Annotated in this window: 20 protein-coding genes; 9 read left to right on the top strand and 11 right to left on the bottom strand. The window is 60.7% G+C overall.

Annotation, left to right across the window (positions count from 1 at the left end; genetic code table 11):
* Positions 1 to 96 precede the first annotated feature (96 nt).
* From OHL18_RS05130 to dacB, 5 genes are all read right to left on the bottom strand, one after another.
* Positions 97 to 597, bottom strand: a complete 501-nt coding sequence (locus OHL18_RS05130) for a DUF4442 domain-containing protein (protein ID WP_263373748.1) — start codon at positions 595 to 597, stop codon at positions 97 to 99.
* Positions 594 to 977 (bottom strand): hypothetical protein, encoded by a 384-nt coding sequence (locus tag OHL18_RS05125; RefSeq protein WP_263373747.1) that lies wholly within the window; start codon positions 975 to 977, stop codon positions 594 to 596. The genes OHL18_RS05130 and OHL18_RS05125 overlap by 4 nt, the downstream gene beginning before the upstream one ends.
* An 18-nt stretch (positions 978 to 995) precedes the next feature.
* Positions 996 to 1,349, bottom strand: coding sequence for a c-type cytochrome (locus OHL18_RS05120; RefSeq protein ID WP_263373746.1), 354 nt, complete (start codon positions 1,347 to 1,349; stop codon positions 996 to 998).
* 175 nt (positions 1,350 to 1,524) lie between these two features.
* A complete protein-coding gene (locus OHL18_RS05115) occupies positions 1,525 to 2,046 on the bottom strand; it encodes a hypothetical protein (protein ID WP_263373745.1) in 522 nt (173 codons plus the stop codon).
* A gap of 69 nt (positions 2,047 to 2,115) precedes the next feature.
* On the bottom strand, positions 2,116 to 3,735 hold the full coding sequence (gene dacB / locus OHL18_RS05110) for a D-alanyl-D-alanine carboxypeptidase/D-alanyl-D-alanine endopeptidase (protein ID WP_263373744.1): 1,620 nt from the start codon (positions 3,733 to 3,735) through the stop codon (positions 2,116 to 2,118).
* A gap of 314 nt (positions 3,736 to 4,049) precedes the next feature.
* Here dacB and folP point away from each other — a divergent pair, with 314 nt between their 5' ends.
* Entirely contained in the window at positions 4,050 to 4,868 is an 819-nt protein-coding gene (folP, locus tag OHL18_RS05105) for a dihydropteroate synthase (protein ID WP_263373743.1), read from the top strand.
* 133 nt (positions 4,869 to 5,001) lie between these two features.
* On the opposite strand, the gene OHL18_RS05100 is transcribed toward folP, so the two are convergent.
* Entirely contained in the window at positions 5,002 to 5,676 is a 675-nt protein-coding gene (locus OHL18_RS05100) for a YukJ family protein (RefSeq protein ID WP_263373742.1), read from the bottom strand.
* Between the two features lie 100 nt (positions 5,677 to 5,776).
* Here OHL18_RS05100 and rmuC point away from each other — a divergent pair, with 100 nt between their 5' ends.
* The 3 genes from rmuC to fabF all read left to right on the top strand — a co-directional run bounded on the left by rmuC (position 5,777) and on the right by fabF (position 8,945).
* Positions 5,777 to 7,267, top strand: coding sequence for a DNA recombination protein RmuC (gene rmuC / locus OHL18_RS05095; protein ID WP_263373741.1), 1,491 nt, complete (start codon positions 5,777 to 5,779; stop codon positions 7,265 to 7,267).
* A 176-nt stretch (positions 7,268 to 7,443) separates the two neighbouring features.
* Positions 7,444 to 7,689: an acyl carrier protein gene (locus tag OHL18_RS05090; RefSeq protein WP_020715918.1), complete on the top strand. Its 246-nt coding sequence runs from the start codon at positions 7,444 to 7,446 to the stop codon at positions 7,687 to 7,689.
* 2 nt (positions 7,690 to 7,691) lie between these two features.
* Complete coding sequence (fabF, locus tag OHL18_RS05085) at positions 7,692 to 8,945, top strand: beta-ketoacyl-ACP synthase II (RefSeq protein WP_263373740.1); 1,254 nt, start codon at positions 7,692 to 7,694, stop codon at positions 8,943 to 8,945.
* Between the two features lie 160 nt (positions 8,946 to 9,105).
* Here fabF and OHL18_RS05080 read toward each other — a convergent pair whose 3' ends face one another.
* On the bottom strand, positions 9,106 to 9,681 hold the full coding sequence (locus OHL18_RS05080; protein WP_263373739.1) for a cob(I)yrinic acid a,c-diamide adenosyltransferase: 576 nt from the start codon (positions 9,679 to 9,681) through the stop codon (positions 9,106 to 9,108).
* Positions 9,682 to 10,163: 482 nt separating this feature from the next.
* Here OHL18_RS05080 and OHL18_RS05075 point away from each other — a divergent pair, with 482 nt between their 5' ends.
* Positions 10,164 to 12,932: a TonB-dependent receptor gene (locus tag OHL18_RS05075; protein ID WP_263373738.1), complete on the top strand. Its 2,769-nt coding sequence runs from the start codon at positions 10,164 to 10,166 to the stop codon at positions 12,930 to 12,932.
* A 76-nt stretch (positions 12,933 to 13,008) separates the two neighbouring features.
* Here OHL18_RS05075 and OHL18_RS05070 read toward each other — a convergent pair whose 3' ends face one another.
* Positions 13,009 to 14,856, bottom strand: a complete 1,848-nt coding sequence (locus OHL18_RS05070) for a GGDEF domain-containing protein (RefSeq protein WP_263373737.1) — start codon at positions 14,854 to 14,856, stop codon at positions 13,009 to 13,011.
* 138 nt (positions 14,857 to 14,994) lie between these two features.
* Between OHL18_RS05070 and OHL18_RS05065 the strand changes: the two genes are divergently transcribed.
* Positions 14,995 to 16,026, top strand: a complete 1,032-nt coding sequence (locus OHL18_RS05065) for a nucleoside hydrolase (protein ID WP_263373736.1) — start codon at positions 14,995 to 14,997, stop codon at positions 16,024 to 16,026.
* A gap of 39 nt (positions 16,027 to 16,065) precedes the next feature.
* On the opposite strand, the gene rocD is transcribed toward OHL18_RS05065, so the two are convergent.
* The 3 genes from rocD to OHL18_RS05050 form a co-directional block, all read right to left on the bottom strand.
* Positions 16,066 to 17,328: an ornithine--oxo-acid transaminase gene (gene rocD / locus OHL18_RS05060; protein ID WP_317890462.1), complete on the bottom strand. Its 1,263-nt coding sequence runs from the start codon at positions 17,326 to 17,328 to the stop codon at positions 16,066 to 16,068.
* 133 nt (positions 17,329 to 17,461) lie between these two features.
* Complete coding sequence (locus OHL18_RS05055) at positions 17,462 to 18,496, bottom strand: LacI family DNA-binding transcriptional regulator (protein WP_263373735.1); 1,035 nt, start codon at positions 18,494 to 18,496, stop codon at positions 17,462 to 17,464.
* Positions 18,497 to 18,630: 134 nt separating this feature from the next.
* Positions 18,631 to 20,175: a sialate O-acetylesterase gene (locus tag OHL18_RS05050; protein ID WP_263373734.1), complete on the bottom strand. Its 1,545-nt coding sequence runs from the start codon at positions 20,173 to 20,175 to the stop codon at positions 18,631 to 18,633.
* A 162-nt stretch (positions 20,176 to 20,337) separates the two neighbouring features.
* On the opposite strand from OHL18_RS05050, the gene OHL18_RS05045 reads away from it, so the two are divergent.
* The 3 genes from OHL18_RS05045 to fucP are packed head-to-tail and all read left to right on the top strand — an operon-like array spanning position 20,338 to position 24,371.
* Positions 20,338 to 22,002, top strand: a complete 1,665-nt coding sequence (locus OHL18_RS05045) for an alpha-L-fucosidase (protein WP_263373733.1) — start codon at positions 20,338 to 20,340, stop codon at positions 22,000 to 22,002.
* Complete coding sequence (locus OHL18_RS05040; RefSeq protein WP_263373732.1) at positions 21,999 to 22,997, top strand: zinc-binding alcohol dehydrogenase family protein; 999 nt, start codon at positions 21,999 to 22,001, stop codon at positions 22,995 to 22,997. Before OHL18_RS05045 ends, OHL18_RS05040 begins: the two co-directional genes overlap by 4 nt.
* Positions 22,998 to 23,057: 60 nt before the next feature.
* Positions 23,058 to 24,371, top strand: a complete 1,314-nt coding sequence (gene fucP, locus OHL18_RS05035) for an L-fucose:H+ symporter permease (protein WP_263373731.1) — start codon at positions 23,058 to 23,060, stop codon at positions 24,369 to 24,371.
* Positions 24,372 to 24,395 lie beyond the last annotated feature (24 nt).

Below are 24,395 nucleotides of genomic sequence, written 5' to 3'. Positions count from 1 at the left end.
GTATTCCTGCGGAAATGTGGAGGGTTGTGGCGGAACCCACTCATCGCGTAAGACAAGAGCGCGATGAATGGGTCACAGATTTTTCAAAGGGCTTGATTAGCGGCTTGCCATTCTGGCCTCGTGGACGAAGCGCTTGGCGATGTAAATAGTCTTGTCCACCTCGGAGACGACTTTGCTGGACTCGTCCTTCACTTCGATGAGGTAGACGGGCTCGTAGCGGTCGGATGTCTCAAGCGCATTGCGGACTTCAGCGATCTGGACTTCGCTCAGGCGGAACTCGGCACGGACGGTGCCCCTGCCAGGACGCTTGTACCGAATGGCGGCGGCCTTGTCCCAGACGATGTACTCGGGCCCAAGATTCTCCATCAACATGAGCATGTAGAAGGGGTCGGTCATGGCGTAGAGCGAGCCGCCAAAGTGGGCTCCCATCACATTGCGATTTCGCCATGTCAGGCGCATCTCTACGTCGATGGCGCGGAAGTCTTCGTCCATGCGCGTGACCTTGATACCCGCGCCGAGCAAGGGCGGCCACCAGTGCAGGCGGCGCAGGACGCGCAGACGCCAGATTGCTCCGCTGCCCGGCGTCGCGATGCTCATAGCAGGCGCTCGCGGGTCTCCGGCCGGACCAGGTAGAGAAAGAAGACGAGGACGAAGATGCCGCGGACCAGGAAGAACGTCTGGTGGAACTTCGTGAAGAGGAAGAAGTCGCCTGCGCTAAGCAGCAGGCAGCCGGCGCAGACGATGGCCCAGCCCCATTTTCTGAGCCGCAGCAGGCCGAAGATTCCTGCGGCAAGAATCGTGCAAAGCGTGAGGATCGCGTAGCGGGTGGGGCCGCCGCCGTAAAAGCCTTGTAACCCGGCGTAGACGTTGACCATCGTGAGGAAGATGAGGAACATGCAGATGCCAGCGAGGCCGGGGAGCATCTGGCCCTTAGGATTCTGGCCTTTGGTGGAAGCGGTCTTCGTTGCGTCTGCCATGATCTCGAGTCTTTCCAGTTACAAGGTGTGCAGGTAGGCGAGGATATCGTCGGTGTCCTGGGGGTCGAGCGTGTTACCGAGAGCCGGCATCAGGCCGCGGCCGTGCAGGATGGTCGCTGTTACGCGCTCGTCGGTCGCAGCGGCACCGCTAGGCAGGGACGGCTTTTTGAAGACACCGAGCATGGATGGGCCGTGCAGAGAGTCGTCCTTGCGGTCATAGTGGCAGGCGGCACAGCGGGCCTGAAAAAGATCGTGACCGTGTGCCTGCTGCGGATTCAGCTGCGAAAGCGGCATGGGCGGAGGCAGAGTCTTGCAGCCGGTGGTCGCGATGGCCGCAGCGCCCAGCAGGATCAAAGTGGAGAGTTTGCTCACGTCTTCTATTTTCGCAGACAGATGTCCTGCCGACGGGCCCGCTACGCGCGGGGCGGGCGCTCAGGCGCCTTTTTATCGCTTCGCCTGGCCCTCCCGTTGGTCGGCTTGCGAGCAACGCGAGCACCAAGCGAAGCAAATACACGTCACGAAGTGACTGCCCCGCGCGTAGCGGGAACTACTTCCTTTTGCCGAAGGCGCGCGGAATGTCGTCGTAAGCCACCATGTAGAGGAAGACGACGGCGTCAAGGAAGAGAACCATCGCGACGGCCTGCTGTTCATGCGGCGTCCTGAGGGTGACTACGCCGTCCATGTGATCGACGAAGAAGCGGTGACCCCAGACGATCAGCATCAGGGCCGTGCTGGCGATGAGGCTGCGCCGCGCCCAGGGCTTCAGACGCCAGAGACCGTAACCGACGTAGCCGACGAAGATCCCGGCCACGGGCAGCAGGAGTCCGTGCGTGTTGCGACCGTGGGCCGCAATGTAAAGAAAGAACGGGAGCAGCGGCATGGAGTGGATCGCATCAGGAACAAACTGGAGCAGAGCTGCGACTCCCAGGAGGAAGGCGGCCTTGACGAACTGGAAGTGGGCGATGACGGTGACCGGGAAGGGCCGCTCGACCTTAGTGTCGAAGCCGGGATGGATCGACAGGTAGCGTAGCTGACCCGTGTATTGATATTGCCCCTTTCCGGTCCCCATATCGGGCTAGCGTACCTGCTGGGCAGGCACGGGCCAATGACGCAAAGGAGGCATCGTGCGGGCGCGAGATTATTCGGCGATGGCGATGGCGGCGACGATCCTGTCCATCACGTCGCGGTCTGCGCTGCTCGTGGGGTCATGGTTGCCGACGAGGATAGAGAAGATGACGGTGTGGCCGCTGGCGCAATCGAGATAGCCGGAGAGGGCGCGCGCTTCGCCGAGTGTGCCGGTCTTGGCGAAGACGTGGCCTTTGAGTTGAGGCGAGGTGAAGCGGTGTTCGAGCGAGCCGTCGACGCCGCCGATGGGGAGCGAGTTTTTGTAATCGGCGAACCAGGGCTGGGTTGTGGCGAATTGAAGGAGCTTGGCGATGGCACGCGGGGTCACGAGGTCATGACCGCTCAGGCCGGAGCCGTCGTAGAAGATGAAGTCGTTGGGGTCGATACCGGCTTGGACGGCGAAGGAGCGGATGACGCGGGCTCCCTGTGCGGTGGAACCGTCATTGCCAAAGGCGACTGCGAGCTGGTGCAGTAGGATCTCAGCGTGAAGGTTCTGGCTCTCCTTGTTGGTGATGACGGTGTCTTCGCCAACCGTGGGCGATGTGTGGTGGGCGAGGGTGACTGCTTCGGGATAGCCGAGGATACCTGTGAGGTTATTGCAGCGCAGGCAGGGAACGATGCTGCCCTGTAAGCCGGTTCCCAGGGCCACGATCGGCACACGCGACTGTTCCAGGAAGCCGGTGGTGCTGGTCTGCGGGTTATGGCGGGCTATGGCCTTGCCGGTGATGGTGATGCCGCGGGCTTCGAGGCTCGCCTTGAGGCTGGCAGCGGCGTATTCGGCGGGGTCATCGATCGCGATCTCAAAGGTCTCGGGGGTCTTGGTCACGCCGGAGTAGATCCGAAGAGTGCGCGAGCCGGGCTGGCGTTCGAAGCCGATGCCGGTTCCGCTGTTCCCCTGAACCGTGCCGATCTCGTTCTGGATTGTGTAGAAGGGCGTTGCGGGGTCAAGGGTGATCTTTGGCGGAGACGGAATTCCATACGGGCCACGGGCCACCGTGGCCGGGATCGGTGGAATTTTGCCCGGCACAATGGTCAGCCTGATCTGGTTGTCATTGATGGAGAGCGCAGAGACGGGAGCGCCGTAGCCCCAGAGCAGGTCCTCGACCGACCAGTCGATAGGGTAAGGCTCCCAGGGAAAGAGGGTGTCGTCGCCGACAATGTTGCCGTCGATGCACTTCAGACCGGTTGTAGCGATGGTGTCGGCCATCTCATCGAGGATGTGAAGGGGCGGCAGCGGGAACTGCTTCGCGGGCGGCTCGGCGAAGGGGATGGCGCGGCCGGAGAGGTTGGCGTCGCCATCGCCTTTAAGGACGATGTCGCCGTGCAGGGTGCCGCCCACGGGCGCGGCGGTCGCGAGGATTGGGGTCTCGAAGCGGCTACCGGGCTTGAGCAGGGCGAGCGCAGCGGCAGTAGTGAAGAGCTTGGCGTTGCTGGCGGGCTGGAAGAGTTTCTTCTCGTTGAGAGCGTAGATGGGCGTGCCGTCGAGCGTGGTGACCATAATGCCCCAGTTGGCACGGGAAACGGCGGGGTCGGAGGTGAGCGTCGCGATGCTGGTCGGAAGATCCTGCGCGTGGGCGTGGGTAGCGAAGAGGCAGAGCGCGAGGACGAGGGATGGGAGGGATGCCGGGGGCATGGGCGAAGTCTAGCATTCGGTGGCTGGGGAAGGAGTACGGTTCGCGCATTCGCGCGAATGTCCCACTCATGCGATAAGCCGCATGAATGGGGCACATCACCTTTAGCTTCTCGGTCGACGGACAACGGACAACGGACAACGGACAACGGACAACGGACAACGGACAACGGACAACGGACAATGGACAACGGACAACGGACAACGGACAACGGACAACGGACAACTAGAATCTATGGATGCCGCTGAATACTCGTCCCTGTTTTGAATGGCAGCTTCGTACGCGCTCGCTTGCGCTGGGTCTGGAGACAAAGATCATGGGGATTCTGAATGTGACGCCGGACTCGTTTTCGGATGGCGGGCGGTTTGTCGCGGTCGATGACGCGGTCGCGCGGGCGATGGCGATGCTCGATGAAGGAGCGCACATTCTTGATATCGGCGGCGAGTCGACGCGGCCGAATGCGGTTCCGACATCGGCGGATGAAGAGCAGGAGCGGGTGCTGCCGGTGATCGAGGCGCTCCTGAAGGAGCGTCCAGGTGCGGTGCTCTCGATTGACACGTTTCACGCAGCGACAGCCCAGCAGGCGGTTCAAGCTGGGGCAGAGATCGTGAACGATGTCAGCGGATTTACCTGGGACGTGGAGATGGCTGCAGCCTGTGCTGGGCTTAGGTGCGGCGTTGTGTTGATGCACACGCGAGGGAAACCGCAGGAGTGGGCTGCGATCCAGGCTCTCACCAAGGATGAAGTCTTGCGAATGGTGCTGGCGGGGCTGCGGGAGTGCGTCGATGCGGCGAGTCATGCAGGAGTAGCGCGCGAAAGGATCGTCGTTGATCCGGGGTTTGGTTTCGGCAAGAAGGGCGATGAGAACTACACTTTGCTGGCGGGGCTAGAGGAGCTTCGCGAGCTTGGTCTGCCGGTCTTGAGTGGGACATCGCGGAAGGGATTTCTTGGAGCTTCGCTGAAGCATCTGCATGGCGGAGAACCCGCGCCTTTGAGCGAACGAGTGAATGCTACAACGGCGGCGAATGTGGCGAGCGTGCTGGCAGGCGCTCACATTCTGCGCGTGCATGATGTGCGGGCAGCGGTGGAGTCGGCGGCAGTGGCGGATGCGATTCTGGCGGCGGTTGCCCGATAGGGCGAAGATCGCGGAAGAAAGCTCCGAGCGGTTTGGGTGGTATCGGATCTCTCGAGGTCCTTCGGCTGCGGCTCTCGCGATAGAGCTACGAGAGCCTTCGCTCAGGATGACGGACTTTTTTTATTGATAAGGATTACGAGGGGTTGCCGTTTTCATCGGTGCTCCAGCTTTCCGTCTGGAAGGCGATGAAGATCGCAGTCCATGTCTGTTTCGCGGGTAGATGGATGAAGAGGGCGCCATCCTGCCAGATGCCGTTGTCTCCGCCATGATTGTTCAGTGGGTTGCCCTGGTTCATGTGGATGTCGTGGATGCCGTCGACCCTGCCGGAGTCGGCAAAGGCGCTGCCGAAGGCGTAGATGACGCCGTTTTTGTCGGCGATGGTCATGTCAAGGAGCGTAGTGACCGCGTTCTTCAGGGCCGCGGCGCGGGCCTTGTTGATCAACACCGCCTCGGCGGTTGCGCCTTTGGTGGGCTTCTGGAGTTTGGGCAGCAGCGTCATCTCTTCCTTTGTGATCATGGGTTCGCCGTCGATCTCGCTGCGGACGAAGTCGAGCGCCAGGCCGTTTGGGGCTGAGGGCAGAGAATGCATGCCGAGAGAGAGAGCGGTGAGCGCGTCGGGGTCGGGCGGGGTGAAGTCTTCCTTGATGGCGTAGAGGACCTCGGAGCCGTCGACGGACTCGATGTTGACGGCGACGATGAAGGGGCCGCCGGTGCCGTTCATGGTGATCTGATAGTGGGTGCTGCTGCCGGTAACGACTTTCCCCGAGACCGGGTCGCCCGCGAGGACACTGTAGTTTGTGATCGGCATAAAGTCTCCTGGAACTCCGCTAGAAGCATTCTTGCAGGTTCGATGTGAAGAGAGCGCTACGGCGAAGTGGGTGCTATTCTTTTGGCGAAGGAAAAACGAAATGACTCCGTTCGCGCTGGCCCAACTCGCCCTGCTGCTTTTGATCTTCATCGCTGTCGTGATGCTGTTCCTTCGCAAGCCGGAGCTGCCAGCTGCGGACACGCGGCTGCTGCAACTTCCAGACCAGTTGACGCGGGTTGACGCTCGGGCCGATGCACTGGACAGGCACTTCCGCGAAGAGCTTGAGTCGTTGCAACGGACGTTGGCGATCGAGGCGCAGCGCAGCCGCGAGGCGAGCGCAGCCGATGCAGTTGCGTTGCGAAATGAAGTCTCGGCGAGCATCGCACTGCTGGGCCAGACTTTGAACACGGGCCTGAATAGTTTCCGTGGTGATAACAAGGAATCGGCTGAAGCGCTGCGGGCTGCGGTGGAGAAAAATCTGGAGGCGATCTCGCAGCGGCTCTCGGGCTTCATCGCGGATGCGAATCGCGACCAGATGGAGGCGCGGACAGCGCTGAATGCGCGGCTGAATGAGTTGTCCGCGGCAGCGCAGACGCAGCAGGAGAAGCTGCGGGGGACGGTGGAAGAGCGACTCGAAAAGTTGAACGTGACCAACGCCGCGAAGCTCGAAGAGATGCGAGTCACGGTCGACGAGAAGCTGCATGCGACGCTGCAGACGCGGCTGACGGAGTCGTTTGGGCAGGTGACGGACCAGCTCAACAAGGTGCATACCGGGCTGGGCGAGATGAGCAAGTTGTCCGAAGGGATGGACGATCTCAGCCGCATCTTTACCAACGTGAAGTCGCGTGGCGGGTTCGCGGAGGTGCAGCTTGGGATGTTGCTGGAGCAGATGCTCGCGCCCAGCCAGTTCATCCGCAATGCGAAGGTGAAGCAGGGCAGCCTGGAGGTTGTGGAGTTCGCGGTGCGGTTCCCTGGGCACGGCGGCGATACGCTGCTGCCGATCGACGCGAAGTTTCCGCGTGAGGATTGGGAACGGCTGGAGAACGCCTATGAGAGCGGCAGCGCGGAGGAGATCCAGGCTGCTGGAAAGAGCTTTGAAAACGCGATCCGGACCGAGGGCAAGCGCATCTGCGAGAAGTACATTCAACCGCCGGTAACGACGCCGCACGCGATCATGTTCCTGCCCACAGAAGGGCTCTACGCCGAGGTGATGCGACGCGAGGGATTGCAGGCGGAGATTCAATCGAAGTGCAAGGTCACCATCGCGGGGCCAAGTTCGCTATCGGCGATCTTGACCAGCTTCCAGATGGGATTCGCTTTGATCGCCTTCCAGAAGAAGGGCGACGAGGTGTGGAAGGTATTGGGGGCGACCAAAGGCGAGTTTGAAAAGTTCGGCGACTTGATGGGCAAGATGGAGACGCAAGTTGGTACGGTACAGAACACAATCCAAAAGTTGAATGTGCGGACGCGGGCGATCAACCGGACGTTGCGAGAGGTCACGTCGGATTCTTCGCAGAGCGCGGGACTTCCGGGGATGGAAGAGTTTGGCGGGATTGCTCCCCTGCTGGCGGCCAGCGCCGACGAAGAATAAGTGGAGTCTCCATCGCTTTGCGTGCGTCTATATCGAGGGGCTTCTGCGTCAGATTGACCCACGGCAGCGCCCGTTTGCTTTACACTCACCTAGGCGCTCGGTATCCTTGAGATTCGGGCTTTCGCGGCAGTCTCCGCACCCATTCAGTTTTGTTTCAGAGAAGACAGGAGAAATTCATGGCAGCAGTTGACGAGAAGGTCAAACAGATTATTGTCGAACAGCTTCAGGTGGATGAGGCCGAAGTCACCCCCGGCGCGAGCTTCCAGGAAGACCTCGGCGCGGACTCTCTCGACGTCGTTGAGCTGGTGATGCAGTTCGAAGAGGCCTTCGATATCCAGATCCCGGACGAAGACGCCGAGAAGATCAAGACGGTCAAGGACGCGGTCGACTATATCGAAAAGAACCAGAAGGCGGCAAAGTAGCAATGCAATCGCAGCGGCGTGTCGTTGTAACCGGTATCGGGCTTGTCTGCGGCGTGGGCAAGACCGCTCCGGAGGTCTGGGAGGGTCTGCTTGCGGGCCGCAGCGGTATGGCGGAGATCAAGGCTTTCGACTTGACGGGCCATCCTGTACGGTTCGCCGCGGAGGTAAAGGACTTCGATCCGCTTCTTTTCATTGAGAAGAAGGAAGCCCGAAAGATGGGACGCTTCATCCACTTCGCCATTGCGGCGTCGGATGAGGCGATGAAGCACTCCGGACTTGTGATCACGGACGAGAACTCGGATCGGGTCGGCGTTCATATTGGCTCAGGGATTGGCGGATTCGATGTCATCGAGCGGGAGCACATCAACTTCCTCTCGGGCGGACAGCGGAAGATATCGCCCTTCTTTATTCCAGGCTCGATCATCAATCTCGCTGCCGGGCACGTCTCCATCCGCTACAACGCGCGTGGGCCGAATGAGGCCACCGCGACTGCCTGCACCTCCAGCGCGCACTCGATTGGCGATGCGTTTCGCATCATCCAGCGGGGCGATGCCGATGCGATGATCGCAGGCGGCACCGAGGCGGCGATTACGCCGATGGGCGTAGGCGGATTTGCCGCGATGAAGGCGCTATCGACACGCAACGAAGATCCCGAGCACGCCTGCCGTCCATGGGACAAGGACCGCGATGGATTCGTGGTCGGCGAGGGTGCGGGCATTCTGATCCTCGAAGAGCTTGAGTTCGCGAAGGCTCGCGGCGCGAAGATCCTGGCCGAGGTTGTCGGCTATGGCCTGTCGGCGGATGCGTTCCACATGACCGGCATGGCTCCCGAAGGCGAAGGCTGCCTGCGGGCGATGAATGCCGCGCTGAAGGTCGCCGATCTCTCGCCGGACACGATCGACTACGTGAATGCGCATGCGACTTCGACGCCGCTGGGCGATGCGCTTGAGTCGCAGGCGATCGAAAATGTCTTCGGCGAGCGCGCGAAGAACCATACGTTGCTGGTGAGCTCCACCAAGTCCATGACCGGCCACCTTCTGGGCGGCGCGGGCGGGCTTGAGGCAGGCATCACCATCCTGGCGATGCTGAACCAGATCGCTCCTCCGACGATGAACATCGAGGAAGTCGATCCGGCGTGCCGATTGAACTATGTGCCGAACAAGCCGATCGCAGCGAAGATCGATTACGCGCTTTCGAACTCGTTTGGGTTCGGCGGGACGAACGGATCGCTGATCTTCAAGCGCTGGGCTGAGTAAGGCGGAGCTTCAGCTTTTTCGGCTGAAAGATCCGGTCGATTTTGGCTGGACGAGCGCTCTCGGGGTCCTTCGACTACGTCCCTTGCGGTGAAGCTGCAAGGGACTTCGCTCAGGATGACGGATTTTTACTCGGCGCGGGTCTAGGCAGCGGAGAGAATCACTACCAGGCGCGGGAGAAGTTTGGCCCCGCCTTGGTATCGTCTCGGAGCCTCGCATCTACTCCGGCACGAACTTCGATCAATCTTCCAAAGAGCCAGATCAAATCTGACAGGCGGTTCAGGTAAGCCAGAACATCCGCGTCCACCTCTTCCCCGCTCTCCATCAGGCGCACCGAGGCGCGTTCCGCGCGGCGGCAGATGGTGCGGGCGATTTCGTAAGCAGCGGACTCGCGGTGTGCTCCGGGCAGCGACCAGTCGGCGAGGATGCCCGGAGTCGCTTCAATTCTGTAGACAAGTTCGGTGAGTTTGGTGGCGTCCTCGGCGAGGGTGATGGGAGTGCCTCTGCGCTTTTCTGGGTCCGATGCGAGGCTGCCGCCGACGCGGAAGAGCGTCTTCTGAATCTCCTCCGTCCAGCCCGCGATCTCCAGATCGGTGCAGATGCTGCGGGCGAAGCCGAGGGACGAGTTCAATTCGTCGACCGCGCCGTAGGCTTCGACTCGGTCGTCTGCCTTCGAGACGCGAGTTCCACCTGCGAGAGCGGTGCTGCCGGCGTCGCCGGTCTTGGTTGCGATGCTCATGGATGCTCCTGCTCTATCGTCGCATGAGGTGGACGGAGAATACTTCATCCCATGCAGCGATGTCCGGGATGGCCATGCGATATATTTACTTTAGAGTGATCCGTAATCTGTCAAACTCGCGCCTGCCGAAGCGCTGGGGATTTTTCCTCGGGCTGCTTTGCATCGCGCTTGTTCTGCTGAGTGGAACGCTTCAGGCCGTACATACCCACTCCAGTGGAGATATCTCTCACGCCGACTGTTCGCTCTGCGCGACAGCCCACGTTGTAGCCCAGGTCGTCAGTAGCCCGGTACCGCTTCAGGCAGTGCTGGCAGTCGCGGTCCTACCGAGCCTCAAGACGAGGCCGCGCCAGTCAAGACTCTCAGCTTTCGCCCTCTTTACTCGCCCCCCACCCGCTGCTTCAACACTCGCCTAGACTTCAAGTTTCCGCGTTTTGAACCAGCAGGTTCCATAGTCGTACGTCCATCGTACAAAGGGGTAGTGCATGAACACGTCCATCCGGCGCGTCGCATTCGCAGCATTTCTGACAGCATCTTCTGTTTTCCTGGCGCAGGATCTCTTCGCGCCGTCTCTCCTGGCGCAGTCAGCCGGCAACTCCGGCACCATTACAGGCACGGTCACTGACGCCACCGGCGCGGTTGTTCCTGGAGCCAGCGTCTCTGTCGTCAACGCGGTCAGCGGCCTGAGCCGCACAACGATGACCGACGCGGCCGGTCACTTCCAGCTCTCCAATATCCCCCAGAATCCGTATCACCTGACGGTCACCCTAGCAGGCTTCGCGCCTTACTCGCAGGACGTTCTGGTGCGGTCGCTGGTGCCGGTCGCAGCAAACGCCGTGCTGCAGGTTGGAACATCTTCAACGGTCGTGAACGTGGATGCGGGCGATCTGCTCGAAGGCGACTCTACGATGCACACCGACATCGATCGCGACCTGTTCAACAAGCTGCCGCTCGAGAGCGCTTCGTCGTCACTGAGTTCGCTGGTAACGCTGGCATCGCCCGGTGTCGCGGCGGACTCGAATGGGCTGTTTCACGGGCTGGGCGATCATGCTTCGAACTCGTTCTCGATCGATGGCCAGCCGATCACCGACCAGCAAAGCAAAGTCTTCTCAAACCAGCTTCCGTCGAACTCGGTGCAGTCGATGGAGGTCATCTCCGGCGCGCCGCCGGCGGAGTACGGCGGCAAGACATCGCTGGTGATCCAGGTGACCACGCGATCCGGGCTTGGCGTGAACAAGCCGACGGGGAGTGTGACGAGTTCTTATGGGACGTTCGGGTCGTCTACGGGGGCGGTTGACCTGAGCTACGGCGGGCCGAAGTGGGGGAACTTCATCGAGATTGACGGTCTGGATACAGGCCGGTTTCTCGATCCTGCAGAGTTTGCGGTATTTCACGACAAGGGCAATGAGCAGAACCTCTTCGACCGCGTGGACCGCCAGTTGACCGACAAGGACTCGGTCCACCTGAACTTCAACCTGAGCCGGTCGTGGTTCCAGAATCCGAACTCCTACGACAACCTGAACGTGCAGAATGTGGTGAGCGGCGGCGCGGGAAACAGCCCGGTATTCGCGGCAGTCGGCGATACAGATCAGCGCTCGAAGATCGTGACCTTCAACGTTGCGCCGACGTACACGCGGATCACGGGAACGGATTCGGTCTTCAACTTTGGGCCATTTGTTCGACGCGACAGCTACAACTACTACCCTAGCGGCAACCCGCTGGCGGACCTGGGGCCAATCCAGAACGAGTCGATCGCGCAGCAGCGCACGCTGACGAACGCCGGTGTCCATACCGATTTTTCGTACGTGAAGGGCATCCACAACATCAAGGTGGGAGCGCTCTATGAGCACACGTTCTTAAACGAGAACGACGAGCTCGGCATCGTCAACGCAACGTTCAATGCGCCGTGTCTGGACGCGAATAACGCGCCGATTGCCGGCTACACGAGCACGACGCAGTGCCAGGGCGCGAACCCCAATGCGGCCGACAATCCAAATGCGACGAACCCGTTTCTGCCTGTCCTTCTGCCCTACGACCTGACGCGTGGAGGCAGCCTGTTTACCTATCGCGGGCATACGGACGTCAAGGAGCTTGCACTCTACGTCCAGGACCAGATCAAGACGGGCAACTGGCTGTTCAACGTTGGAATCCGCGGTGATCTCTACAACGGCCTGACCAAGGCGAGCCAGGCTGAGCCCCGGCTGGGTGTGGCGTACACGGTGAAGCAGACCAACACAGTGCTGCGTGCCTCGTATGCGCGAACCCTGGAGTCGCCCTTCAACGAGAACCTGATCCTGTCCAGCCAGGGCTGTCTGAACGCGGTGCTGTCGCCGCTGTTGCTGTGCACTCCCGGTGTCTCAGGAACACTGCAACCGGGCTTCCGCAACGAGTTCCACGCGGGACTGCAACAGGCGTTTGGCAAGAACTTCGTCTTCAGCGGCGACTACATCTGGAAGTACACGCATAATGCGTTCGACTTCAGCACGCTGGGCAATACGCCGATCACATTCCCGATCGACTGGCACAACTCAAAGATCCCGGGCTTCGCGCTGCGCGCGGACGTTCCGAACTTCCATAACCTCTCGGTGTTTGTCGTGATGTCATCGGTTGCGGCGCGGTTCTTCCCGCAGCAGGTTGCGGGTGCCGGAGCGACGGTGGGTCAGAGCGGATATCCCTTCCGCATCGACCACGACGAACGGTTCAACCAAACGACTCACGGCCAGTACCAGATTCCGATGAAGTTCGGGAAGATCCAGGCACCGTGGTTTGGCCTCAACTGGCGTTACGACTCCGGCCTGACAGCGGGATCAGTTCCCTGCTTCAATCCAACCGGAGCAAACAGCCCGTGCGGCGGCGTAGTGCAGAACGGCCAGGACTACATCGACCTAAGCAAGCTGACTGCGGATGAACAGTTCCAGGCTGGGTTGACCTGTGCAGGCGTGAAGGCCACTCCAACTGCGGGACTGCCGAACCTTTGCCTGGCGAATGAGCTGACTTCTCAGCTGGTCAAGATTCCGGCACCGGGCACCGAGGATGACGACAAGAATCCACCGCGGATTGCGCCGCGAAATCTATTCGATGCGTCGCTGGGACAGGACAATCTGCTGGGCGGCGACCGCTACAAGTGGAGCCTGCGACTGACCGCGGTGAACATCACCAACAAGTACGCGCTGTATAACTTCCTCTCCACGTTCAGCGGAACGCACTACGTGACGCCACGCTCGATGACGGCCGAGGTCGGGTTCCACTTTTAGCACTGAAGAAGACATAAGCGAAGGAACCGATGGGGGAGCTGTTTCGCAGCCCACCCATCGGTTTTTTGTTTGCGGGCTAGTTGACGAGCAGTTCGGTGGTGGCGACATCGACGCGGTTGCGACCGGCGGCCTTGGCGCGGTAGAGCGCGACGTCCGCTGCTTTCAGAAGCTCATTGGGATCAGAGTCAAGCGAGGCGAAGCCAGTGGCGCAGCCGACGCTGACGGACACGTTGCCGTAAGGACTTCCGGCGTGCTGGATGCAGCACTGCTCGACCGCCTGCAGGACACGCTCGCTCATGGCCTCGGCGCCGGCATGAGGGGTATTCGGCAGGACCACGACAAACTCTTCACCACCGTAGCGCGCCAGCAGATCCGGGGGACGGCGAAGAACGATCTGAATTGCGTTGGCAAGCGCTTTTAGGCAGGTATCGCCGGCGAGATGACCATAAAGGTCGTTGTAGGACTTGAAGTAGTCAACGTCAATCAGAAGGACAGACAAGAGGGTGCCATCGCGGACAGCGCGCGCCCACTCTCTGCTCAACGTCTCGTCAAGCAGGCGGCGGTTGGCGACGCCCGTAAGGCCATCGACCAGAGCGAGCTGTTCGACCGTGTTGAAGGCATCCTGCAGCTTGCTCTCGGCCACCTTGCGCTCGGAGATATCCCGCAACACATAGACAAAGCCCGCTGGCTCGCTAGTGAGACTATCGCGGAAGAGGCGAACGTTGGCCTCCAGCCAGAGGTACGTGGAATCCTGTCTGCGACAGCGGTAGGAGAGAGCGGAGGTCTCTCTGCCATCTCTGCAGTCGGCGAGCATGGCCAGAAACCTGGGAATGTCCTCGGGGTAGATGATGTCCAGGTAATCCCCCTTGAGCATGTCTTCCTGGGACCATCCAAGGAGTTCCGTCGCAGCGGGCGAGACGTACTTCCGTTCGCCATCCAGGCCGGACAGGACGATGACATCGCGGGAGGCCTCGGCGAGAAGGCGGAAGCGCGTTTCGCTGGCTTCGAGACGAAGCCGGGTGCGGGCGCTCCTCGCCATGGCAACTTCAGTGAGGTAGAGCGCGAGCATCGAGACGAAGATGAAGATCTGGAACATGAAGATCTTCGTTGAGAGCGGACCCGTTAGGGCAAAGTTGAGCGGACCCTGGCCGTAGACGGTCGTGATGCCGCCAATGAACAGTACCAGGAGCAGACCGAGCGCTGAGCCGGTGAACCCGACGCAGCTTCCGATCAGGATCAGCATCAGCAGTACCAGCCAAACGAGCGGGACTTTGGCGAAGTCGAAGACGAAGAGCGATACCGTGACCAGCGCGACAAAGAGCCCCAAGGTCTGTAGAGTGGGCAGGTTGGAAAAGCGCCTGCGGTGGTGAAACGAGATGTAAAGCGGGGTCACGGTCGCGATGCCAAGGACATCCGCGGCGAACCAGATCTGGAGAGAGTGGAAGAAGCCGGAAGACCCCAACGTCTGCCACTCCAGGATGGCCATGGACGATGCAAGCAGCGGCGCGAGGAGCACGGCGTAGAGCAGGAAGCTTCGCAGCTGACGTAATTCCGTGAGTTCGGGTTGTTCGGAGATCGCGCCAGCTGTAAGGAAACTCGCCACGGATATCTCCACCATGTTGCAGAAGGAGAGATAGGCTGACGTCGCAACAGGGTTAGCGAAGCCTACATTCACACCAAAATCGACAAAGTACCCAAGGGCCAGATAGCTGACCCAGTGTTTTCTTGGAGCGCATAGCAGGACCCCGATGAGAAAGCCGTTTGAGAGCCAGACGACTGAGACTCCGCCCATATGCACGCTGTGCGAGTTGAGAATAGAGGCAGACGCTGAGAGGACAAGAAGGGTGAGCCCAACCTTGATCAGACGCTTCAGAGTCGGCGTGTCTGGTGCCTTCGATCTCCAACCGTCCGAATTCGCGATCACACAGACTCCTGAACACTTCGAGTATAGAGAACTTTATGGACCTACCGGCGCTGGCCGGTTGACACAAAGGGGGGATTCCTCTTACATCGAAAGCGCACCCTTGCGGTACTCAAGCCAAGTGGAAGGACAATGATGCGAATGAATTTCAATTCCTCGTGGCGGCTCTCTATCGCATGTTTGACGGCGCTCGCGCTCCCAGCATATGGAGTTTCGCAGACCGCATCGAACACTGCCCTTCGGACGTCGAAGCCGGAGTTGGTGATCTTCGATACCGACATCGGTGACGATATCGACGATGTCTTTGCGCTGGGCCTCGCGCTGTCGAGCCCGGAGTTCAGGATTGTTGGCATCACCTCGGCGTGGGGAGATACCGCGCTGCGCTCTCGCATGATTGACCGAGTGCTGTGCGAGACGGGACGGAGTGATATCCCCGTTCTTACCGGGGTCGCCACGCATCGCAAAGATGCGGCGGAGTTCTCGCAGGCGCCGTGGGCGAAGGCTGGACTTCGGCATAAGGCGCACGGTAGCGACGATGCCGTCGCCTTCATTCTGGATCAGGCTCGCCTGCATCCCGGCGAGATTACGCTGATCGCCGTCGCTCCGCTGACAAACATCGGCGCGGCGATCGACCGCGACCCTGCCGCGTTCCGGAAGCTGAAGCGGGTGGTACTGATGGGCGGCTCGGTGTTGCGAGGCTACGATGCCGACAACGCTCCGGGCGTCGCGACCAAGCCTATGGCGGAGTACAACATTGCGATGGATCCGCCGGCGGCGCAGAAGCTCTTTCAATCCGGCGTGCCGATTTACATGATGCCGCTTGACTCCACGCAGATCGCGTTCGACTCACAGCGCAGTGCGGAGTTTGCTACGATCAGTACGCCGCTGACGGACGCGATGGAGGTGTTGACGGCGGAGTGGTCGCATGTCACGAAGCGCACCGCGCCGACGTTGTTCGATCCGGTGGCAGTGGCTTACGCGATTGACTCAGCGACGTGTCCCACAACGCCTGAGCACATCGAAGTCGACTCCAAGGGATACACGCATGTCAGCGAGGGGTCGCCCAATGCGCAGGCGTGCCTGAAGGCGCAACCGGAGGCATTCTTTTCGCTGGTTATGCCGAGGTTGACGCAACAGAGAATGACAGGGACGAAGGTCTGCGTAGCGGAGTGACTCTGCGCCGGCCTCGCGGTGAGCAAGTCCGGCGCAGCATCAGGCGTGCGCTGAGATGAGAGATTCCGAAGCGGCTAGGCTCCCGGCGCTGACCGTGTGACCCGTCGCACTGAGGACGGACTCGATTCGTTCGAGGCCCCAGTCGAGATCTTCGCGTGAGATGGTGAGCGGCGGGGCAAGGCGGATCACGGTGTCGTGGGTCTCCTTGCAGAGGACGCCAAGCTCCTTGAGCGCCTCGCAGAAGGGCCGAGCGGCAGAGTTCAACTCGATTGCGATCCAGAGGCCGCGGCCACGCACGGAAGCGATGTGCGGACTGTCCATCTGCTGCAGACGGTTGAGCGCGTACTCTCCGAGATCGGCTGATCGCTCCGAGAGATTCTCCTCCACGATGACGCGGAGCGCAGCACGAGCTACAGCGCACGCGAGCGGATTGCCACCGAAGGTGCTGCCGTGATCTCCCGGCGAAAAGACGCCGAGGACCTCCCTCGAGGCGAGCACTGCGGACACGGGATAGAAGCCGCCGGAGAGCGCCTTGCCGATGATGACAACGTCGGGGCGAATGCCCTCGTGCATGTAGGCGAAGAGCTTGCCCGTGCGGCCGAGGCCGGACTGAATCTCATCGCAGAGCAGAAGGACATTGTTCTCGCGACAGATCGCCGCGACCTCGCGCAGATAGCCTTCTGGCGGGACGATGATGCCGGCTTCGCCCTGGATGGGTTCGACGAGGAAGGCGCAGGTGTGCGGCGTGATGCGTTCGCGCAAGGCCTCGGCGTCGCCAAAGGGAACACGGCTGAAGCCTGCTGGGAACGGGCCGAAGCCTTCGCGGTACTGTTCGTCCGACGAGAAGCCGACGATGGAGATGGTGCGGCCGTGGAAGTTGTTCTCGGCGACGAGGATCTCGGTCTGGCCGGCAGGGATGCCTTTTACCATCTCGCCCCATTTGCGGGCAGCCTTCAGCGCGGTCTCGACGGCCTCAGCGCCAGAGTTCATCGGCAGCGCCATGTCGAAGCCTGTCAGCTCGTTCAGATCCTTGTAGAGCAGCGGGAGCTGGTCGTTGCGGAAGGCGCGGGAGGTGAGTGTGACCTTCTGCGCCTGTTCGCACATCGCCTTGTAGATTGCGGGATGGCAGTGGCCCTGGTTGACCGCCGAGTAGGCAGCCAGAAAGTCTAGATACTGACGTCCGGCGACGTCGTAGACCCACGCGCCCGACGCGCGCTCGATCACGACATCCAGGGGATGGTAATTGTGCGCTCCATAGCGCTCTTCCAGGCCAATTAACTGGGATGCAATCACGAACAGCACCTCGCTCCTTGCAGATAATTCCATGCTACACGGCAAGGTCACAAGCTCTGACGTTACCGATGGAAATGGATGTATATTCCGGGAACGGGCGAGATATGCAGGTTGAGTGCATAAAGATGCGCCGGTAGAGCGCTCAACCCGTACAGCCGCAAGAGCGGCGGACGACCAGTTCCACCGGGAGCACAACGTTGCAGGCTCCGGCGGCGGGTTCCCGGTGGTGCGCAGTGCCGTGCAACTGTTCAAGCAACATCTCGGCCGCGCTTCGTCCCAGGCCTTCGAGCGGCTGCCGCACGACCGTAACGGGGGGGATAAAGATATCGAACATCTTCAGATCATCGAAGCCAACAAGTGCGACGTCCCCCGGGACGTTGAGCTTCAGGGCGTCGAGAGCATGCAGCGTGTGCTGTGTGACGAGGTTGTTGGAACTGAAGATGGCGGTGGGCGGGCGTGGATGCGCCATCGCTTTACTGAGAACCTTGAGCGTTGACTCCTGCGTGGTGCAGGTGAAGTAGCTCTCTGGGGTCAGCCTTGCACTGCGCATGTTCCGCTCGTAACTGGCGTGCCTGGCCTTCAAAGTAAAGAGATCGTTCGAGAGGCTGAGAAAGAGAATTCGCTGGTGACCATGGGCGATGAGATGTTTGACTCCGAGTCGAGCCCCCTCTGCGTTATCCACCGTCACACTGCCTCGAAATGCTGAATCCCTGGATTGCAGATCGAGCGGCCGGTCAATCGTGACGATAGGCACGGATGCGAACTCCGGGCGCGAGAGTTGGCTCACGCCGAACCATGCGGGTATCACAACAAGGCCATCGATGTTCCTGCGGACCATTAGACTGGCCTCGCGGTACTCTACGGCAGCGTCCTCCGAAGAGGTTGTCACCATCACCGAGTAGCCCTGCTTCTGCGCGACCTGGCTGACCGCATGGGCGCACCAGGCGAAGAAGCTGTCGTAGAAGTTGGGAACGATCACGCCGATGGAGCGAGTACGCGCCTCCCGAAGCGAACGGGCGACCTCATTAGGCCGATAGTCCAGGTTGGCGATCGCCGCAAGAACCCGCGCGCGGGTCTCCTCGGAGACAGGGACGCTGCCGCTGATCACTCGCGAGACGGTCATGGTGCCGACCCCGGCGAGTTCCGCCACATCCCGCATCCGGGCGCGTGCCTTCACGATTGCTCCTCCTGCCTCGCCAAAAAATATCGCACGGCTGACTTGGCTCAGCATGCAGTGAGCAGCGTGGTCGTTAGAACATTCTCACCGTTTGCGCCTAAAGCACAACCGAAAAATGGACGGGAGTTCCTGATTTAGTAGCTGGATTCCGTGGTAAAGGTCGAGGCTGGAAGGCCCGCCGAGTTGTAGAGGTTGGCGGAAGTGAAGCCCTGCCAAGCGTAACGCACGGATGCAGGCTCGGCGACAGCATCGGTCGAGACGAGGACGCTCTGGCCTTCGATGACTGCATCCGCCGGAACAAATTTGTGGTCTTTACCGGCGATCTCGAAGCCTACCAACTTGCCGCCTTTCGCGCTGAGGCCAGTGCCTGCATGGGCAAAATAGATTCTGGCCTTAGATCCCTCGATTGCCTGGGCACGGTAGACCGGGCCGGAGTATTCAACCGACTTGCCATAGGCGAGCGCTTCAGCCGCAAGCGCGAGTCGGCTGCCTACGATCTGTTTGTCGGGGGGATGAACGTTATCGGCCAGACCCACATCGAGCGAGACGGCCATGGCGGTGTTCGCCACGGCGAGCGTCCGACGCTGCTGATCGCGGAGCAGCCCCCAGCTCTCACCTGGAGAGTTGAAGCTGGATATCTGGACGTAAAGGAAAGGAAAGGCTCCCTGCTGCCACTTGTGACGCCAATCAAGGATCATGGTCGAAAAGAGCTTGCTGTAGAGGGGCGCTCGCTCCGGGTCGCTGTTGGTCTCACCCTGGTACCAGATCACCCCCTTGATGGTGTACGGCGTGGCCGGGGCGATCATGCCGTTGTAGAGCTGCGCGGGCTCCCAGGACTGCGGGAACGGGTGCCAGGGGTGCTTCGGCTTCGGCTGGTGGGCGGCTTCGGCTGCGTCATCTTCACGCTTCTCTTCGGCCTCAATCGCAGTCAGACGGGTCTGGCCGTTGGCGAACTTCGCCCAGGAGGCGAAGGCGGGCATCAGCGCGGCGTCGGAGGCGAGCGCATCGAAGCTGGCCCAGGCCTCGACCGGCGTTCCACCCCAGGTGGAGTCGATCAGGCCGATGGGGACATGTTCCTTCTGCTGAATCTCACGGCCAAAGAAGTAGGCAACGGCGGAGAAGTCCTTCGCGGTCTCCGGAGTGCAGAGCGTCCAGGTGCCGGTCCAATCCTGCTGCGGGAAGCTGGCGGTCTTGTGCTCGACGAGCAGGAGGCGAATCTGCGGCTTGGTTGCGGCTGCGATCTCTTTGTCGCCGTCTTTCACCGGTGTATCGGCACCGAAGCCCCGCAGCGGCATCTCCATGTTGGACTGGCCGGAGGCGAACCATACATCTCCGACGAGCATGTCGGAGTGGACGATAGGAGCACCGCTCTCGCCCTTGACGCTGAGAGTGAACGGACCACCTGCGGACTCCGGAGCGAGCCAGAGCTCCCACTCGCCGAACTTGTTCGCGGAAGCGCTGCGCTTCTGGGTGTGGAACTCGGCCTGGATCTTCTCATTTGGGGACGACCAACCCCAGATGTGAATGGGAGCTTCGCGCTGGAGAACACCGTGGTCGGAGAGGATGTGCGGAAGCCTGACCTCTGCCAGGAGCGGCCTGCCCGTTGAAATCAAAACCAGCGCGGCGGCAACCGAAACAAGCCCACCGAGGCTCCGAAACACCCCTTCACTCGACATCATTACGCAGCTCTCCTGACCGTCATTGTTACTTTGTAGGAACTGTACGTGGTGACGGAGTCTGCCGGCAAGGCTGGAGAAAGCCATATTGGTCTGACCTCTCCTTCACAAAGCGGCACTGAAGTCTCTATAGTGGTCTGGCAAACTCCAACGCCAAGGGACCCCATGACGAAGCTCACCCGGACTGCCCGCAATCTCTCCCTCCTTTCTCTGCTGCTCGCCGCAGCGATGCCGTGCGCGACGCAGCTTCAAGCGCAGGCGACGGCCCCGACCGCCTCGGAACGCCCCGAGGCTCTGGCAGAAGACTGGATCAAGGCGAGCTCGAAGTACGATGGCGAGCGCAACCGGCTGCTGGCGGACGTGGAGCGCGAAGGGCACGAGGGCAAGTTCAGGCCGGACTGGAACTCGCTTTCGGCCTTCGAGGTGCCGGAGTGGTACAAAGATGCCAAGTTCGGCATCTTCATCCACTGGGGTGTGTACTCCGTGCCTGCCTTCGGCAGCGAGTGGTATCCGCGCGAGATGTACCGGAAGGGCAGCGAGATCAACCAGCATCACGTGGCTACCTACGGGCCACTGACGGAGTTTGGCTATAAGGACTTCATCCCGAAGTTCAAAGCGGAGAAGTACGACCCAGAAGCGTGGGCTCGTCTGTTCAAGGACTCTGGAGCAAAGTACGTCGTTCCGGTCTTCGAGCATCACGATGGTTTCACCATGTACGCGAGCGGGCTCTCCGACTGGACAGCGGCGAAGATGGGACCGAAGCGTGACCTGGTGGGCGACCTGGCGACGGCTGTGCGTGCCGAGGGGCTGCACCTGGGGGCGTCGTCACATCGCGTGGAGCATGACTGGTTCCTCGATGGCGGACGAGCGCAGCCGTCTGACGTGAACGACCCGAAGTACGCCATGTTCTATGGTCCGGCGCAGGTGGAGAAGAAGGACCCGACCGAGCCCGGCGGCAACGACCTCTTTGACGACTGGACCTACGTGAGTCCGAAGTACGCCGAGGACTGGCTGGCACGGTCAGCGGAGATCGTCGAGAAGTACCATCCCGACATCATGTACTACGACTGGTGGATCGGGCAGGCTTCGGTGCGGCCCTACCTCGCGAAGTTTGCGGCCTTCTACTACAACGAGAGCGCGAAACACGGCCAGCAGGGGCTGATCAACTTCAAGTACAAGGCGATGGAGGAGCACTCGGGCGTGCTCGACATCGAACGCGGCCAGTTGTCGGAGATCCGGCCAGGCTACTGGCAGACCGATACGTCGGTGAGCAACAAGAGCTGGGGATACATTGAGAACGACACGTTCAAGACCTCTGGCTTCATCGTCCATCAGCTTGTCGACATTGTGAGCAAGAACGGAAACCTGCTGATGAACATTGGCCCGCGTTCCGATGGCACCATCCCCAATGAAGTGCAGCAGACGCTGCTTGGGGTGGGTGCGTGGTTGAAGGTCAATGGGGATGCGATCTATGGGACGCGGGCGTGGACCGTGTATGGAGAAGGTCCGACCAAGGTGCAGCCAGGGGCCTTTCACGACACCGACACGTTGAACTACACGGCAGAGGACTTCCGCTTTACTACGAAAGGTAGCGACCTGTTCGCCATTGAGCTGGCGTGGCCGGCGGGCAACGAGGCTGTGATCAAGACCCTGAGCAGCACGGGCAGGCCGGAGATGCGGAAGATCGAAGCGGTGCATCTGCTTGGATCGGACGCGACGCTGCAGTTCACGCAGGCGGCCGATGGGCTGCATATCCAGCTTCCAGCCAAGCCAGCGGATGCTCCTGCCTATGCGTTCCGCATCTCGTTCGGCGGAGCAATGCGTCCATGAAGGCGTTCCAGGTTGAAGCGGCAGAGAGTGCCGGAGTCGTCGACGTTCCCGAAGCAGCAAGTGGCGAAGGCGTACTATTGCGGGTCAAGATGGTGGGTATGTGCGGGACGGACCTAAACACTTATCGCGGACGCAATGCGATGGTGCAGTTTCCGCGCATCCTGGGGCACGAGGTCGCGGCGATAGTCGTTGAGAATGGTGTTGATCTTGCCGCCGGCACTGCCGTCACGATGTCTCCGTATACAAGCTGCTGCATCTGTCCGGCGTGCCTGCGCGGTCGCATGAATGCGTGCCAGCGCAACGAGACGATGGGCGTGCAGCGCGATGGCGCAATGACTGAGTACATCCGCGTTCCGCGCGAGAAGCTTTACCCGGCGAAGCTGTCGATCAAAGAGCTCTGTTTGGTCGAGCCGCTCACCGTCGGATTTCATGCCGCGGCGCGCGGACGAGTGACCGGCGAAGATATCGCCGGGGTCTTCGGATGCGGCGGCGTAGGCCTTGGAGCGATTGCAGCATCCGCGTTTCGCGGTGCGGAGACGATCGCGATCGATATGGACGATGTGAAGCTGGCGACTGCCCGTCGCGCCGGAGCGAAACATACGATCAACACGAGTAAAGAAGATCTGCATACACGCCTGCAGGAGATCACGAACGGTCGCGGACCCGACGTGATGATCGAAGCGATTGGTCTGCCTGCGACCTTCCGGGCTGCGGTCGACGAGGTCGCCTTTACGGGGCGTGTCGTCTATATCGGCTACGCGAAAGAGACGGTCGCCTATGAGACGCGCCTCTTTGTGCAGAAGGAGCTCGACATCATGGGTAGCCGCAATGCTCTGCCAGGAGACTTTCGCGAGGTGATCGCTATGCTTGAGGCCGGAAGCTTTCCGGTCGAAGACGCGGTGAACGCGATCATCCCTATCGACGAGGCTGCGCGGTATCTTGCGGAGTGGTCCGCGTCGCCGGGGCGATTCACCAAGATCATGGTGGAGATGTAGCTTCGAAGCGGACCTGCGACGTAGCATAGGCTGGATTCGTCTTAAGTCAGAGGAACACACATGCAGGCAGCCGTACCCTCGAAGCAATCAAGGCAGGACACACGCGACATCCCGGTCTTTCCAGAGCAGATCGCTCTGTTTGTCCTTGTTACGGTCTTGTTCTTCCTATGGGGTATGTCGAACAACCTGACCGACATCCTGGTGCAGCAGTTTCGCAAGTCTTTCGAGCTGTCGCCTTTTGGAGCTCAGCTCGTATCGACGGCAAACTTCACCGGCTACTTCGTGATGGCGATTCCGGCGGCATTGATTATGCGCCATTGGGGCTACAAGACCGGCATGGTGATGGGGCTCCTACTCTTCGGCTCAGGTATGGTGCTTTTCTGGCCCGCAGCCGTGAGTGGACAGTACATTCCTTTCCTGATCGCGCTGTTCGCAGTGGGCTGTGGAGCTTCGGTGCTGGAGACTGCGGCGAATCCCTTCATGGCGCAGTTCGGGCCGCCGCAGACGTCGGAGCGGCGGTTGAACTTCGCGCAGTCGTTCAATCCTCCGGGAACGATTCTCGGCGTCATCATCGGTGGCCAGTTCATCTTCTCTGGCGTCGAGCTGACGGCAGCGCAAGTCGCGAAGATGAAGGCTGCGGGAACCTATGCAGGCTATCTGCACAGCGAGATTATGCGTGTCGTGCCGACGTATCTTGCGCTTGGGTCGGCAGTGCTGCTGTTCGCGCTGGTCCTGTCGCGAATGAAGTTTCCGGTTGTATCGAGCGATCCGAACGCGGGCCCGGGAAGTGGCGCTGAAGACACAGGAAGCTTTGTCGAACTGCTGCACTATCCGCAGCTATGGTTTGCCGTAGTCGCGAATGTCTTCAACATCGGCGCGCAGATCTGCATGTGGAGCAACCTGATCCCGTACATGAAGCAATACACGCCGGTGACCGAGCGAAGCGCGGCACACTATCTGACGGCAACTTTGATCGTCATGTCGATTGGGCGCTTTGCTACTACTCCGTTGATGAAGTACTTTCCCGCGAACCGTATTCTTGGTCTTTATGCGCTCATCAACGTTGTCTTGATGGGGCTGGCCGTCACTCGTCCCGGGATGCTGGGAGCGTATGCCATTGTCATCGCAAGCTTCTTCCTGTCCATCATGTTTCCGACGATCTTTGCGCTTGGACTGAAGGGCCTTGGCGTAAACACGAAGCTGGCAGGCTCCTTGCTGGTGATGGCGATTGTTGGCGGCGCTATCTTTCCACTCTTCCTTGGCGCGATCGCGCGACAGACAGGCAGCCTCGCTCTCGGATACCTGGTGCCACTCACGGGGTTCGCCGGCGTGTCCTTGTACGGCTTCTTCGCGCCGAGGCCGAAGGAAGCTTGATTCCACTTTGCCGTCGCTTCGATT

This window comes from Granulicella aggregans (assembly GCF_025685565.1).
Classification (GTDB): Bacteria; Acidobacteriota; Terriglobia; order Terriglobales; family Acidobacteriaceae; genus Edaphobacter; species Edaphobacter aggregans_B.
The sequence above is the reverse complement of the archived record's forward strand: the minus strand, read 5'-3'. Positions and strand labels throughout refer to the sequence as shown.

What these genes read in the sequence shown, in the direction of transcription:
- OHL18_RS05125 (WP_263373747.1), bottom strand. Translation starts at nt 977, where the DNA reads ATGGCAGACGCAACGAAGACCGCTTCCACCAAAGGCCAGAATCCTAAG.
- rmuC (WP_263373741.1), top strand. Translation starts at nt 5,777, where the DNA reads ATGACTCCGTTCGCGCTGGCCCAACTCGCCCTGCTGCTTTTGATCTTC.
- OHL18_RS05080 (WP_263373739.1), bottom strand. Translation starts at nt 9,681, where the DNA reads ATGAGCATCGCAACCAAGACCGGCGACGCCGGCAGCACCGCTCTCGCA.
- fabF (WP_263373740.1), top strand. Translation starts at nt 7,692, where the DNA reads ATGCAATCGCAGCGGCGTGTCGTTGTAACCGGTATCGGGCTTGTCTGC.
- OHL18_RS05075 (WP_263373738.1), top strand. Translation starts at nt 10,164, where the DNA reads ATGAACACGTCCATCCGGCGCGTCGCATTCGCAGCATTTCTGACAGCA.
- dacB (WP_263373744.1), bottom strand. Translation starts at nt 3,735, where the DNA reads ATGCCCCCGGCATCCCTCCCATCCCTCGTCCTCGCGCTCTGCCTCTTC.
- OHL18_RS05130 (WP_263373748.1), bottom strand. Translation starts at nt 597, where the DNA reads ATGAGCATCGCGACGCCGGGCAGCGGAGCAATCTGGCGTCTGCGCGTC.
- OHL18_RS05065 (WP_263373736.1), top strand. Translation starts at nt 14,995, where the DNA reads ATGAATTTCAATTCCTCGTGGCGGCTCTCTATCGCATGTTTGACGGCG.
- fucP (WP_263373731.1), top strand. Translation starts at nt 23,058, where the DNA reads ATGCAGGCAGCCGTACCCTCGAAGCAATCAAGGCAGGACACACGCGAC.
- OHL18_RS05090 (WP_020715918.1), top strand. Translation starts at nt 7,444, where the DNA reads ATGGCAGCAGTTGACGAGAAGGTCAAACAGATTATTGTCGAACAGCTT.
- OHL18_RS05115 (WP_263373745.1), bottom strand. Translation starts at nt 2,046, where the DNA reads ATGGGGACCGGAAAGGGGCAATATCAATACACGGGTCAGCTACGCTAC.
- OHL18_RS05100 (WP_263373742.1), bottom strand. Translation starts at nt 5,676, where the DNA reads ATGCCGATCACAAACTACAGTGTCCTCGCGGGCGACCCGGTCTCGGGG.
- folP (WP_263373743.1), top strand. Translation starts at nt 4,050, where the DNA reads ATGGGGATTCTGAATGTGACGCCGGACTCGTTTTCGGATGGCGGGCGG.
- OHL18_RS05040 (WP_263373732.1), top strand. Translation starts at nt 21,999, where the DNA reads ATGAAGGCGTTCCAGGTTGAAGCGGCAGAGAGTGCCGGAGTCGTCGAC.
- OHL18_RS05050 (WP_263373734.1), bottom strand. Translation starts at nt 20,175, where the DNA reads ATGATGTCGAGTGAAGGGGTGTTTCGGAGCCTCGGTGGGCTTGTTTCG.
- OHL18_RS05045 (WP_263373733.1), top strand. Translation starts at nt 20,338, where the DNA reads ATGACGAAGCTCACCCGGACTGCCCGCAATCTCTCCCTCCTTTCTCTG.